The following is a 12,816-nucleotide window of genomic DNA, read 5'->3' as shown; positions in this document are numbered from 1 at the left end:
GTGGCTGATCGCAAAAGCGCTGGCTCCGCGCTATGCCATCGTCGTTACGCTGCTGGTCGGCGGTATTGTGGCCTGGGCGGGAGGTGACGTTGTCACCGATAGGCTCACGCTTTCTCTGGTGATGCCTGAGTTTATTGCGCCCGCCTTCACCTTCACAAGCCTGGTGAGTATTGGCGTGCCCTTCTTCCTGGTGACCATGGCCTCGCAAAATGCGCCGGGGTTCGCCACGATGAAGGCTTCCGGTTACCCGCTGGCGGTCTCACCGCTCATCATCGTCACGGGTGGACTGGCGCTGCTGTTTTCTCCGTTTGGCGTCTTTTCTATCTGCATTGCGGCCATTACTGCCGCTATTTGTCAAAGCCCGGATGCGCACCCGGATGCCGATAAACGCTGGCTGGCGGCCATCGCTGCCGGAGGGTTTTATCTGCTGGCGGGGATTTTCGGCGGCTCCATTACCGGGCTGATGGCCGCGCTGCCTCTTAGCTGGATCCAGACGCTCGCCGGTCTGGCGCTGCTGGGCACCATCAGCGGGAGTTTATATCAGGCATTAAGCCACGAAGCGGAGCGCGATGCGGCCATCGTTACATTCCTGATGACCGCGAGCGGCGTCACGATCCTGGGCATCGGTTCGGCATTCTGGGGGCTGGTGCTGGGCGGAGTATGCTACGCCCTGTTTTCACGCGCTCGCCGCGCGTAGCTGCGAAGGCGTCATGCCCGTCGCGCTGCGAAAGCGGTTGCTGAAGTGGCTGGCGGAGTTAAACCCGCAGGCAAGTGCGATCTCCGTCAGCGGCGTCGAGGTGTGCTGGACGAGGGCTTTCGCTTTATCCATTCGCCTCTGCATCACATACTGATGCGGCGCCAACCCCGTCGACTGGCGGAACATGCGTGCAAAATGGTATTCGCTGAGGGCAGCCTGCGCCGCCAGTTCGGCCAGCGTCAGGGGCTGCCCGAGATTCTCTTCGATAAAGGCGAGGACGTTGCGCAGCACAAACGGCGACAACCCTCCCGTGACAACCGGCAGCTTCCACTGCACGTTTGAGTAGTTTTGCAGCAGATGGGTCAGCAGCAGCGTGGAGGCCGTGCTCAGAGTGAGCTGGTTGGCGTGCTGCTGCCAGTCGCAGCCCAGTAAAAACTGGCGATACAGCGTGGTAATCTTCGGATCGCTACCAAAAATGCGCTCGTCCAGGGTCAGGGAAAGCGGGCGCTTGTCCCAGATCTTTTCCCCCACGTCGCGCAGGTGTTCATCGGTGCAGTAAAGATGCACAAACGACAGGTCATCACGGATATCCCACGTCGATTCGCTCTCTTTGGGCATCAGGCAGAAACGGTCCGGCCCCCCGCCGTTCTTCCAGCCGCCCGGCGTTTTTTGATAGCTTTCGTAGCCGTCCGCCACGTACAGGCTGAGGGTATGATGGTTGCTTTTTACCGTTATCGTATCGTGCTTGTTGTACCACGCTGCCAGCTGAATACCCGAATTCAGCGAGACGGTTTCCCGCAGGACCGCATTCTGTTGGCAAAGCGTTTCAAAGGTATCGTAAGCGTGAGACATAACCGTTAGCGCGTGATTGACCGGAATCTCAGTCTAAGAAGAGTTGTCTCCCGTTGCCAGTCCCCGCGGAAGAAAAAAGCGCAAGATTTTGCAAGTCACCCGCAAGCCGGTGAAAGCCCGTTACGCAACTCAGCGCCATACTGCGTGCTTTCGGGGTTTGAGAAGAGAAAAATATGAACGCATTACTCTATGGACTGGTGGTGGTCATCTGGGGAACCACCTGGATTGCCATTTTTCTGCAGCAGGGTCCCGTGGCGGCGCCCGTCTCTATTTTCTGGCGTTTCGCCGTCGCCAGCCTCACGATGATGATGGTGTTAATCGCCCTGCGACGCCTGCGCACGCTGGCGCTGCGGGATCACCTATATTGCATACTCCAGGGATGCTGCGTTTTCTGCTTTAACTTCTGGTGTTTTTACACCGCAGCCTCGCATATCAACACCGGGCTGGAATCGGTGATCTTCTCTATGGCCGTGCTCTATAACGCCATTAACAGCTTTATTTTCTTCGGGCAGCGCCCGCCCGCGCGTTTCTGGACGGCGGCGGCACTGGGGCTGGTTGGGATCATCACCCTCTTCTGGGACGATCTTCTGGCCAGCGGCTGGAGCGCGTCGCTCCTGACCGGGATTGGGCTTTCCGCGCTCGGCACCTACGGCTTCTCGCTGGGCAATATGATCAGCATGCGTCATCAGCGCAGAGGCCTTGAAACCATGACCACCAACGCCTGGGCGATGCTCTACGGTACGCTGGTGATGGGCTGCATTGCCCTGTTCAGAGGCGATAGCTTTGTGCCGGAATGGACGGTGAGCTATCTCGGCGCGCTGGTTTATTTGGCTCTGTTTGGCTCGGTGATTGCTTTTGGTGCCTACTTCACGCTGGTGGGACGCATTGGACCGGGCAAAGCGGCCTATAGCACGCTGCTCTTCCCGCTGGTGGCGCTCTCCATCTCCACGGTGTATGAAGGCTACGTCTGGCATATCAACGGTATCGTGGGGTTAGTGCTGATTCTGGGAGGAAATATGGTGATGTTTACCAAACCGGAAACCTGGTTCAGACGCTTACGGATGGCGTAAATAAAACGGCCTGCATTACGCAGGCCGTTTTATTTTATTTTGCAGTCTTTTTCACATCAAACATGGTGGCATCCGTCGCCATGTCATCAACAACCTGCTTCAGCGTTGCAAAGGTCATTGGTGTGCTTTCGTTATTCAGCTCTTTACCTTCGCCTTTACGAACCACATTAATGACCGGCTTGCCGGTTTTCGCATCAATTAACTCACCTTCAAAGTACAGGTGGGTATCCATTGTACGGTGACCCGTCGCCATTTGCGTACCCGCTACAACCAGCGCAACAGGCACCACTTCATAGAATTGCAGACCTTCTTTCTTCGAGCTTACCCCGGTAATCGCACCGCGGAAAATCAGGCTGCGCGGCCCTGGCGTCGTGACGATAGGTTTACGCTGGCCAATCGCGGTTTTCATTTTGTTATTGGTATAACTCAGCAACTCATCCAGCGTTTTTTGACCAATCTGCGTAGTTGGTTTTGGAACGGGATAATACGTAATCGGATTCCAGACGATACTGTCATAATTGGCTTCGTTATATGACGGGTCAACCCAACGCAATGTTGGTTTGCCCGTTGCTGACGTGGTTTCCTTCAAGCCAGAATAGTTTTTTAAATAGCCTGAGTATTGTTCCGGGGCGGCGACTTTTGAAGAACAGCCCGCTAACGCCAACAGACCAGTAAGCACTGCAACTTTAAAAAAAGTTTGAGTACGCATGATAGTTTTCCATGTTATCTGCAAGTATGCATTTGAAGTTATAGCAAAAGACTGGCGGGTTTGTTGTGACAAAAAATGATGCGGTGAGCACAAATTGCAAAAAGACTGCCCGGAGGCGCACCGGGCAGTGAAAAATTACTGATTTATATCCAGTTGCCAGAACAGATGTTTGCCAAACGGGTCGATTTCATAGCCCGTCACCTCCTTGCGCACCGGTTCGAAAATGGTTGAATGCGCAATCATCACCGCGGGCATCTGGTCATGCATCATCTGCTGAGCCTCTTTATACAGCGCCACGCGTTTATCGCGATCGGTCGTTGATTTTGCTTCCGCAATAATTTTATCAAAGGGCTTATAGCACCATTTCGCCGAATTTGAGCCGCCGTTTGCCGAGGTACAGGTAAACAGCGGACCAAAGAAGTTATCGGGATCGCCCGTTGCGGTCGTCCAGCCCATCAGCGCGGCCTGATGTTCGCCGCCCTTCACGCGCTTAAGGTATTCACCCCATTCGTAGGTGACGATTTTGGTCTGTACGCCGATTTTCACCCAGTCGGCCTGAATCATCTCCGCCATGCGTTTCGCATTCGGATTGTAAGGACGCTGTACCGGCATCGCCCACAGGTCGACGCTCACACCACTGGCAAAACCGGCCTCTTTCAGCAGCGCTTTCGCCTTTTCGGGATCGTAATCATAATCCTTAAGCTCGCTGTCGGCGCTCCAGACGCCCGGCGGCAGCAGATTCTTCGCCACGGTTCCGGTACCGTGGAACACCGCATCAATAATCGCCGGTTTGTTGATGGCCATCGCCAGCGCCTGACGGACCTTCACGTTATCCAGCGGCGGCTTCTGCGTGTTGAACGCCAGGAAGCCGGTATTCAGCCCCGCCTTACTCATCAGATTAATGTCTTTGTTGGCCTTCATGCGCGGCAGATCGGCCGGATTAGGGAACGGCATCACCTGACATTCGTTCTTCTCAATTTTGGCAAAACGCACGGAGGCATCCGGGGTGATGCTGAACACCAGCCTGTCCAGCTTCGATTTCCCCTGCCAGTAGTCGGCAAACGCCGTGTACAGGATCCGGGAATCCTTCTGATACTGCGCCAGCTTAAACGGCCCGGTGCCGATGGGCTCCATATCCACCTTCTCCGGCGTGCCCGCTTTCAGCATCGCGTCGGCATACTCCGCTGAAAGGATTGAGGCAAAATACCAGGCCAGATCGGCGACAAACGGCGCTTCCGGGTGCGCCAGGGTAAAGCGCACGGTGTGGTCATCAACTTTATCAATGCTGGTTATCAGGCTGCCAAACTCCAGGCTTTCGAAGTTGGAGTAGCTGCCGTTAGAGACGTTATGGTAGGGATGGTTCACGTCTTTCTGCCGCATAAACGAGAAAATCACGTCGTCGGCGTTAAAGTCGCGGGTCGGCGTGAAGGATTTATTGCTCTGGAACTTCACGCCTTTACGCAGATGGAAGGTATAAACCTTGCCGTCGTCGCTCACCTCCCAGCGCTCCGCCAGGCTCGGCACTAGCTCCGTGGTACCGGGTTTGAAATCAACCAGACGGTTATAGACCGGCACGGCGCTGGCGTCCACGCTGGTTCCCGAGGTGTATAATTGAGGATTAAAGTTTTCCGGCGATCCTTCGGAGCAATACACCAGCGTTTTCGCGGCAACGGCGGAACTGACCGTGAGTGCAGCGAGTGCCAGCGCTATAGTTGTGAGTTTGCTTTTCATCATTTATTCCTGTCTTTTTAATTCGACGGCTAATTAATTCTTTTGCCATTTCATAAATAACATTAAAGTGAAGTGGCAAACACCTGAAAAATAAATAAGGAATAAATCACTATGGGCTCGCCGCTTTCCAGACAATTAACGCACCGTTTTTTCCGCTATCTCGCGATCACCAGCCAGAGCGATCCCAAAGTCAAAACCCTGCCCTCAACGCCGGGCCAGCACGACATGGCGCGGGAGCTTGCGCAGGAGCTGGCACAGCTGGGGTTAGACGATATTGTGATTGATGAATTCGCCACGGTGACGGCGGTTAAAAAAGGCAACGTGCCCGGTGCGCCGCGCATCGGCTTTATTACCCATATTGATACCGTCGACGTGGGACTGTCACCGGATATTCATCCACAAATATTAACCTTTACCGGTGAAGATCTCTGTCTGAATAAAGAGAAAGACATCTGGCTGCGGGTTAAAGAGCATCCGGAAATTCTGGCTTATCCAAATGAGGAGATTATTTTCAGCGACGGTACCAGCGTATTGGGCGCCGATAATAAATCGGCGGTCACGGTGGTCATGACGGTGCTGGAAAACCTGTCGGCAGAACATCGGCATGGGGATATCGTCGTGGCGTTTGTGCCTGACGAAGAGATCGGCCTGAACGGCGCCAAAGCGCTGGATCTTACGCGCTTTGACGTCGATTTTGCCTGGACCATCGACTGCTGCGAGCTGGGGGAAATTGTCTACGAGAATTTTAACGCGGCGGCCGCGGAGATCCGTTTTACCGGCGTTACGGCGCACCCGATGTCCGCCAAAGGCGTGCTGGTGAATCCCCTGCTGATGGCGACTGACTACATCAACCATTTTGACCGCCAGCAAACGCCGGAGTGCACCGAGGGGCGTGAAGGCTATATCTGGTTTAACGGTATTCAGGCCGGTCAGAACGAGGCCGTACTTAAGGCCAATATCCGCGACTTTGACAAGGACAGCTTTGCCGCCCGAAAGCAGCAGATTGCCGACGTGGCCGCGCTGATTGCCGCCCAACATCCAACAGCCAGAGTGGACTATCGCATTGAAGATACCTACAGCAATATCAGCAATGCGATTGGCGAAGACCGGCGCGCCATCGATCTGATGTTCGAGGCAATGGAATCGCTCGGCATCACGCCGAAACCGACGCCGATGCGCGGCGGCACCGACGGCGCGGCGCTCTCGGCTAAAGGGCTACTCACCCCGAACTTCTTCACCGGGGCGCATAACTTCCACTCGAAGTTTGAATTCCTGCCGCTGTCGTCGTTCGAGGCGTCTTACAAGACTGCTCTCCAGCTCTGCCTGCTGGCCGCCCGTTAAGCGGGCTTGCGCGCCAGCATTGTGGCAAAGCGCAGCTTGATGCGGTTGCCGTGCTCATCGGTACGGTGCAGTTCGCCAACGTCTTCGTTGTATTTGAGCAACTCCCAGCCTTCGTAGTAGTTGCTCAGCTCTCCGCTTTTAAACGCAAACGGGAAGCCGACGGTGCACGGGTAATCCGCCGTATCCATGGCGGCAACGATCAGGTTGTAACCCCCCGGCGTCGTGCAGCGCTGCATGTTGGCAATAAGGCCCGGGATGGTTTTTGCCTCCAGGAACATCAGCACCACGGTGGAGAGAATAAAATCGTACTGGCCGTCAAAGCTCAGGTTGTTCAGATCCTTAATCGCGGTATACAGATTAGCGATCCCTTCTTCCGCCTTGATGCGCTCGATAGTATCGATGCTCATCGGGTTTTTGTCCCATGCGGTCACGTCGTACCCGTTGGCCGCAAGGTACAGGCTGTTACGGCCGTTGCCGCAGCCCAGATCGAGCGTTTTACCGGGCTTCACAATCTCCGCGCTGTACAGCACCTCTGAATGGGTACGGGTTAAGCCATATTTCTCTGTGAAGTAATTCTCATCGACGGTCATTGTTTTTCCTGCGTTCGCATAAAGTTAAAGTGCATTTTACATGCCATTTTAAGGCGTTTACCGTCTGGTTGCCAGCCGTTCTAAAACCGAAAAATTTGCTACGTTTAGTGAAGACGCATACCAGAGATCAAACGATGAAAAAATACCGGCTCAGCGATGAAACCCGCCTCTGGAAATGGAAAAACGGCGAAACCACCCACTCTGTGACGTTGCGGCAGATCGTCGCGACGGCGGACTTTAACGACGTGACGGCCGGCACGAAAGGCGGCTGGATTGACGATGAGCACGCCCTCGCGCAGGACGGCGACTGCTGGATCTACGACGAAAACAGCGTGGTGTTCGCGGGTGCAACCGTGTCCGGCAACGCGCGCCTTACCCTTCCATGCATCATCAGCCATGACGCGCATATCGGCGACAGCTGCTGGCTGGACGGCGCGGAGGTCAGCCACGGGGCGCGCATAAGTGACAACGTCACCATTCAGCAGTCCTGCGTACGGGGCGAGTGTCATATCTACGGCGAAGCGCGCGTGCTGCATCACAGCGTGGTGATTGCTGCCAAAGGGTTAACGCCGGACCATGAACAGATCCTGCAAATCTACGATAAGGCGACGGTCAGCCAGTCGCGCATTGTGCACCAGGCGCAAATCTACGGTGAGGCAATGGTTAATTTTGCCTTTGTTGAGCACCGGGCCGAAGTCTTCGACAACGCGATCCTCGAGGGTAACGACCTGAATAACGTCTGGGTGTGCGACTGCGCAAAAGTCTATGGTAACGCCCGCGTGATTGCCGGTTTTGACGACGATGCCATTCCGACGGTGCGCTACAGCTCGCAGATTGCGGAGAATGCCGTGGTGGAAGGAAACTGCATCATCAAGCACCACGTCCTGATTGGCGGTCAGGCCTGGCTGCGCGGCGGGCCGATCATGCTGGATGACAAAGTGGTGATCCAGGGACGCGCGCGCATCAGCGGCGATGTGCTCATCGAGCACCGGGTTGAAATCACCGATAACGCGGTCATTGAAGCGTTTGCTGGCGAGAGCATTCACCTGCGCGGCGAAAAAGTGATTAACGGCGACCAGCGCATCACCCGCACGCCGCTGCTGGGGGCGTTATAGGGTACAGATCCTGCCGTAGATATTCACATCGTCAAAGCGGCCATTCAGGTATTCCGCTTCCCGCAGGCACCCTTCCAGCGTAAAACCGTTGCGCACGGCAACGCTGTTGCTGTGCTGATTCGCCACCCGACACTTGATCACAAAACGGCGGATCTCACCGCGTTCGACGTAGTAGCGCATAAATGCCTGCAGAGACCGGGAGAGAATGCCCTGCCCCTGGTGGGCTTCATCCAGCCAGTAGCCGATGTAGCCAGCTTTGTTGGTCGGTTCAATCGTGTTAAACGACAGCACGCCAACCAGCGCACCATCCTTGAAGATCATAAACATTTTGGCGTAGCCGCGCTGGTGCAGCATCTGGTTACTCTGCACGTTACGGCGGGTATCCTCTTCGCTGCCCACGTGCTGCGCCCAGTCAAAGGCGGTTTGCAGGAAGGCTCTGTTTTTGACGACGAGATTGTGCAGGTCGGTGGCGTAATGTTCTTCGACGGAACGCAGTTCGATGTGTTGTGAAACGGGAATGATTTCTGAAGACATGGTGCCTCTCAATTGCCGGGTGGCGCTAGCGCTTACCCGGCCTACAGTATCGAAACACAGGCCGGGTAAGGCGAAGCCGCCACCCGGCACAAGGGTTAACGCATTACCCTGTCATCAACATACTGACGTTTATCCGGCGCCGGTGGGAAATACTGGTACAGCCAGGTTTCGCTGATGGCGTCGCCCTGGCAGCGCAGGAACAGGCGCATATCCACCGGCTCCGTCGAATCCGACGTCGGGTACCAGTCAAACAGAATGCGATAGCCGTCAAACGGCTCAACGTAGAGGATCTCCACCTGCTTGGCTTCACCGCTGGAGAGCGTGATCACCGGCTCGATGCCTTTTGGCGCAGCGGCCTTCAGGTCGCCGCCGACGAAGTCGATGGCAAAGCGACGGGCCCAAACTTTCGGGTAGTTTTCGCCCGGTGCCCAGCCTTCCGGGAAGCCGCCCATACCGGTACGGGTGGCGAAGACGTTGGCCAGCGGGGTGCGCACCGGCGGCATCGCGCTCCAGTAAAGGCGATATTTGAAGTCCAGCTCATCGCCCGCTTTGACAGCTTTTTCCGGCTGCCAGAAGCAGACCACGTTATCCAGCGTTTCACCGGTGGTCGGGATCTCCATCAGGCCAACCGCGCCTTTACCCCAGTCGTTACGCGGTTCAACCCACAGGCTTGGGCGTTTGTTATACCAGCCCATCACGTCCTGATAGTGCGAGAAATCGCGATCGAGCTGCAGCAGGCCGAACCCTTTCGGGTTTTTGTCCATATAGGCATTGAACTGCAGCTTCTGCGGGTTGTTCAGCGGACGACAGATCCACTCCCCGTTGCCGCGCCACATTGCCAGGCGGTCGGAGTCATGAATTTGCGGGTGAATGGTATCACACATGCGGCGTTCGTTATTGCCGCAGCTGAACATGCTGGTCATCGGTGCGATGCCGAGCTGCTTGATATCCTTCCGCGCGTAGAGATGGTTTTCCACCTCCATGATCACCTGGCTCTTCTCGCAGTGGATCACAAACTTATAGGCGCCGGTAATGCTCGGACTGTCGAGCAGCGTATAGACGGTAAAGGTTGTGTCGCCGGGTTTGACGGTTTCAAACCAGAAGGAGGTAAAGTCCGGGAACTCTTCCGGCGTGTCGGTAAAGGTATCTACCGCCAGACCGCGGGCAGAAAGGCCGTACTGGTAGGTGTCATCCACTGCGCGGAAATAGCTCGCGCCCAGGAAAGAGACGATATCGCGACGCGCCAGTTCAGGGGCCTTAAAGGCGCGGAAGCCCGCAAAGCCGAGATCGCTTTGCCCTTCCAGCTGTTTGGTATCCACACCCGTTTCGCCGTAGCTGAACAGCTCCGGGCGGAAGTGGATCTCGCGCGCCATAGAGGTGGACTGGTCCAGCGAGAACATCCGCACGCGACGGCGGAACCCCATTCCCATATGGAAGAACTGCACGTCCAGCTGACGCCCTTCAATGTTGTTCCACAGTGACTGTTTTTCATCGTAGCGGATGGCATTGTACGCCTGCGGCGTCATCGTCGCCAGCGTCTCCGGCAGCGGACGCGGTGCGCCACCCCACGGGGTTTTCGCCAGGTCATGCGCCATGGATTGCAGTACGGAGAAGTCAAAACGACGGCTCTGGCCGTCAGCAATGTCGGAGTCGGCAGCGTATGCCGCTTTGGAAAACAGGGAAGCAAGGCCGGATGTGCCGCTCAGGGCTGCCACTGCCAGCGAGCCTTTTAGAAAACGTCTGCGATTCATGCCTGGAAAAACGTCCTTATGGTCGTGTGAATGTGTTCCGCGCTCGGCGAAATGACGGCAAGAAAGAACGCACAGCCTAAACAAAAATGGTTAAGAATCCAATTGTTGGCCGGTGATTATCTGAACAAAGTGAGAAATATTTTCTGTCGACCAGAACGGCCCGAAAGTGGTGTAAAGAAAGCCTGGAAAATGTGTATAAAAATGCCCCGGCGCGACATCGTTCGCCGGGGCCAATGAGGCGGTTATTTTACGCTGACATCGATACCCGGGAAGTACTTATCAGCGAGTTTAGCGATCGTGCCGTCGGCACGTACTTTATCAATTGCGGCATCAAGCTGCTTTTTGGTGGCCTCGTCACCCTTACGCAACCCAAAACCGATCCCACTGCCGAGGATAGTGTCGTCAGACACCGGCTTGCCGATGAAGCCAAACCCTTTCCCCTGCGGCTTGCTGAGGAAACCTGCCTGCCCGGCCGCGGACATGACCAGCGAGGCGTCGATACGGCCATTCAGCAGATCGCCCCAGGCCATATTCTGATCTTTATAAGACACCACGGTGACACCCTGCTTTTCCCAGTGCTCTTTGGCATAGGTTTCCTGAATGGAACCCTGCAGCACGCCGATGGTTTTGCCCTTCAGCCCTTCAGGCGTCGCCTCAACCGCCGTACCGGCCTTGCCGACCAGCTGTGACGGAATACGGTAAATTGGCTGGGTAAAATCAATGCTCTTGCGGCGCTGCTCGGTAATGTTCATCGCCGAGTTGATGGCGTCGAATTTCTTCGCCACCAGCCCCGGGATCAGCGCATCAAATGAGGTTTCCACCCAGCTGCACTTCAGCGCTGCCGCTTTGCAGATGGCATTCCCCAGCTCAACGTCAAACCCTTCCAGTTCGCCTGCCGCATTGCGGCTTTCAAACGGCGGATATTCTGCTTCCAGACCGTAACGCAGCTCGGACGCCGCGAAGGAGGAAAAGGTACACAGCAATCCCATGCCGACAACAAGCGCGCGTAATTTCATCTCAAACTCCTCAGAGCCTATCCCAGTAGGCGTAATTGTTGAAGACAGTTTGGTGCCGGACAGCGCGCAGAAACCGGAGCGTACATGTAGTACGTGAGGATTTCGAGCACTGCCCGGTGCCAAAATGGCGAATAAAATAGCCTAATGGGATAGGCTCAGCGTGGTTTAACCCGACACAGGGCCTGGGCACCTGCCCGTAACGTCGCCTCATCTTTCGCAAAAGAGAGACGAATCAATTTATTATCCGTACCGTCCGCATAAAACGCCGACAGCGGAATGGTGGCAACACCGTACTCGACGATCAGCCGTTTCACCAGCTCGCTGTCGCGCTCGTCGCTGAACTGGCTGTAGTCCGCCAGCATGAAGAACGATCCGGCGCTCGGCAGCAGCGTAAACGGCGAATCGGCCAGCAGGCTGTGCAGCAGATCGCGCTTGCGCTGGTAAAACGCCGACAGCGCAAGCCAGGTTTGCGGATCGACCATATGCTCAGCAAACGCGTGCTGCATTGGCGTATCGGCAGAAAACATTAAAAATTGATGGACTTTACAAATCTCGTCCATCAGCACCGCCGGTGCAACACAGTAACCCACGCGCCAGCCGGTGACGTGATAGGTTTTTCCGAAAGAGGAAATAATCACGCTACGCTCCGCCAGCTGCGGGTGCGTGGCCATCCCGTGGTGCGGCTCACCGTCAAACACCACGTGTTCATACACTTCGTCAGACAAAATAATGATGTCGGTATTGCGCGTCAGCGCCGCCAGTTGCTGCAGGTCGTTGGCTGAAAAAACCTGGCCGCTCGGGTTGTGCGGCGTATTGATGATGATCATGCGCGTGCGCGGGGAGATGGCAGCCCGGACTTCGTCCCAGTTGACGGCAAAATCCGGCACGGTGAGCTTGATGGCAATCGGCGTTGCCCCCTGCAGACGGACAATCGGCGCGTAGCTGTCAAATGACGGTTCAAAGTAGATCACCTCATCACCCGGGTGCACCAGCCCGCTGATTGCCGAATAGAGCCCTTCGCTGGCGCTGGCGGTCACCAGCACCTCGCTGGCCGGGTCATACCGCGTGCCGTATAGGGTGGCAATTTTATCGGCAATGCGCTCTTTGAGCGGCTGCAGGCCGGTCATTGACGCATACTGGTTATGCCCCGCCTCCATTGCACGGGTGACGCCCGCAATCAGCTTCGGGTCGCAGGAAAAATTCGGTGCGCCCTGAGAAAGGTTAATCGCGTTATGCTGCGCCGAGAGCTGGCCGATAACGGTAAAAATGGTGGTGCCCACATCGGGCAGTTTGGAGCGCGTTTGCACTGGCGTTCGTAAAGTCATCCTCTTTCTCTTCTCATGGACATTGCATAACTATTCAAACAACATCTGTACTGTCGGGACAATCGAATTGTTGTCATAATAGCCA

At 55.8% G+C, this 12,816-nt stretch carries 12 protein-coding genes; 4 read left to right on the top strand and 8 right to left on the bottom strand.

Going from position 1 to position 12,816, the window contains the following annotated elements:
• On the top strand, positions 1-697 hold a 697-nt coding region (locus DOU50_RS10545; RefSeq protein WP_148769348.1), incomplete at its 5' end, for a benzoate/H(+) symporter BenE family transporter.
• Here DOU50_RS10545 and DOU50_RS10540 read toward each other — a convergent pair.
• Positions 677-1,549 carry a helix-turn-helix transcriptional regulator gene (locus DOU50_RS10540; RefSeq protein ID WP_024908429.1) on the bottom strand — a complete coding sequence of 291 codons (873 nt, stop codon included), beginning with the start codon at positions 1,547-1,549 and terminating at the stop codon, positions 677-679. The two genes, DOU50_RS10545 and DOU50_RS10540, sit on opposite strands and share 21 nt — an antisense overlap.
• Before the next feature lie 173 nt (positions 1,550-1,722).
• Between DOU50_RS10540 and DOU50_RS10535 the strand changes: the two genes are divergently transcribed.
• Positions 1,723-2,619, top strand: a complete 897-nt coding sequence (locus DOU50_RS10535) for a DMT family transporter (RefSeq protein ID WP_032647160.1) — start codon at positions 1,723-1,725, stop codon at positions 2,617-2,619.
• Between the two features lie 34 nt (positions 2,620-2,653).
• Here the strand turns inward: DOU50_RS10535 and DOU50_RS10530 are convergent, their stop codons facing one another.
• Both DOU50_RS10530 and DOU50_RS10525 read right to left on the bottom strand, forming a co-directional pair.
• On the bottom strand, positions 2,654-3,328 hold the full coding sequence (locus tag DOU50_RS10530; RefSeq protein WP_148769347.1) for a DUF3313 domain-containing protein: 675 nt from the start codon (positions 3,326-3,328) through the stop codon (positions 2,654-2,656).
• Between the two features lie 135 nt (positions 3,329-3,463).
• On the bottom strand, positions 3,464-5,059 hold the full coding sequence (locus DOU50_RS10525; protein WP_148769349.1) for an ABC transporter substrate-binding protein: 1,596 nt from the start codon (positions 5,057-5,059) through the stop codon (positions 3,464-3,466).
• Between the two features lie 111 nt (positions 5,060-5,170).
• On the opposite strand from DOU50_RS10525, the gene pepT reads away from it, so the two are divergent.
• Positions 5,171-6,400 carry a peptidase T gene (gene pepT, locus DOU50_RS10520; protein ID WP_148769346.1) on the top strand — a complete coding sequence of 410 codons (1,230 nt, stop codon included), beginning with the start codon at positions 5,171-5,173 and terminating at the stop codon, positions 6,398-6,400.
• Here the strand turns inward: pepT and tehB are convergent.
• Positions 6,397-6,990 carry a tellurite resistance methyltransferase TehB gene (tehB, locus tag DOU50_RS10515; RefSeq protein WP_148769345.1) on the bottom strand — a complete coding sequence of 198 codons (594 nt, stop codon included), beginning with the start codon at positions 6,988-6,990 and terminating at the stop codon, positions 6,397-6,399. The two genes, pepT and tehB, sit on opposite strands and share 4 nt — an antisense overlap.
• 134 nt (positions 6,991-7,124) lie before the next feature.
• On the opposite strand from tehB, the gene ydcK reads away from it, so the two are divergent.
• Complete coding sequence (ydcK, locus tag DOU50_RS10510; RefSeq protein ID WP_148769344.1) at positions 7,125-8,105, top strand: YdcK family protein; 981 nt, start codon at positions 7,125-7,127, stop codon at positions 8,103-8,105.
• On the opposite strand, the gene rimL is transcribed toward ydcK, so the two are convergent.
• From rimL to DOU50_RS10490, 4 genes are all read right to left on the bottom strand, one after another.
• A complete protein-coding gene (rimL, locus tag DOU50_RS10505) occupies positions 8,100-8,639 on the bottom strand; it encodes a 50S ribosomal protein L7/L12-serine acetyltransferase (RefSeq protein WP_148769343.1) in 540 nt (179 codons plus the stop codon). The genes ydcK and rimL overlap by 6 nt on opposite strands.
• Positions 8,640-8,734: 95 nt before the next feature.
• Complete coding sequence (locus DOU50_RS10500) at positions 8,735-10,390, bottom strand: glucan biosynthesis protein D (RefSeq protein ID WP_148769342.1); 1,656 nt, start codon at positions 10,388-10,390, stop codon at positions 8,735-8,737.
• Between the two features lie 242 nt (positions 10,391-10,632).
• Positions 10,633-11,406 (bottom strand): transporter substrate-binding domain-containing protein, encoded by a 774-nt coding sequence (locus DOU50_RS10495; RefSeq protein ID WP_021242531.1) that lies wholly within the window; start codon positions 11,404-11,406, stop codon positions 10,633-10,635.
• A 155-nt stretch (positions 11,407-11,561) separates the two neighbouring features.
• Positions 11,562-12,731, bottom strand: a complete 1,170-nt coding sequence (locus tag DOU50_RS10490) for a pyridoxal phosphate-dependent aminotransferase (RefSeq protein WP_148769341.1) — start codon at positions 12,729-12,731, stop codon at positions 11,562-11,564.
• Positions 12,732-12,816: the final 85 nt, after the last annotated feature.

The organism is Enterobacter sp. C6 (assembly GCF_008122455.1).
GTDB lineage: Bacteria > Pseudomonadota > Gammaproteobacteria > Enterobacterales > Enterobacteriaceae > Enterobacter > Enterobacter pseudoroggenkampii.
Note: the sequence above shows the minus strand (reverse complement) of the source record. Positions and strands in the feature narration are given on the sequence as shown.

What these genes read in the sequence shown, in the direction of transcription:
- DOU50_RS10540 (WP_024908429.1), bottom strand. Translation starts at nt 1,549, where the DNA reads ATGTCTCACGCTTACGATACCTTTGAAACGCTTTGCCAACAGAATGCG.
- DOU50_RS10535 (WP_032647160.1), top strand. Translation starts at nt 1,723, where the DNA reads ATGAACGCATTACTCTATGGACTGGTGGTGGTCATCTGGGGAACCACC.
- DOU50_RS10530 (WP_148769347.1), bottom strand. Translation starts at nt 3,328, where the DNA reads ATGCGTACTCAAACTTTTTTTAAAGTTGCAGTGCTTACTGGTCTGTTG.
- DOU50_RS10525 (WP_148769349.1), bottom strand. Translation starts at nt 5,059, where the DNA reads ATGAAAAGCAAACTCACAACTATAGCGCTGGCACTCGCTGCACTCACG.
- pepT (WP_148769346.1), top strand. Translation starts at nt 5,171, where the DNA reads ATGGGCTCGCCGCTTTCCAGACAATTAACGCACCGTTTTTTCCGCTAT.
- tehB (WP_148769345.1), bottom strand. Translation starts at nt 6,990, where the DNA reads ATGACCGTCGATGAGAATTACTTCACAGAGAAATATGGCTTAACCCGT.
- ydcK (WP_148769344.1), top strand. Translation starts at nt 7,125, where the DNA reads ATGAAAAAATACCGGCTCAGCGATGAAACCCGCCTCTGGAAATGGAAA.
- rimL (WP_148769343.1), bottom strand. Translation starts at nt 8,639, where the DNA reads ATGTCTTCAGAAATCATTCCCGTTTCACAACACATCGAACTGCGTTCC.
- DOU50_RS10500 (WP_148769342.1), bottom strand. Translation starts at nt 10,390, where the DNA reads ATGAATCGCAGACGTTTTCTAAAAGGCTCGCTGGCAGTGGCAGCCCTG.
- DOU50_RS10495 (WP_021242531.1), bottom strand. Translation starts at nt 11,406, where the DNA reads ATGAAATTACGCGCGCTTGTTGTCGGCATGGGATTGCTGTGTACCTTT.
- DOU50_RS10490 (WP_148769341.1), bottom strand. Translation starts at nt 12,731, where the DNA reads ATGACTTTACGAACGCCAGTGCAAACGCGCTCCAAACTGCCCGATGTG.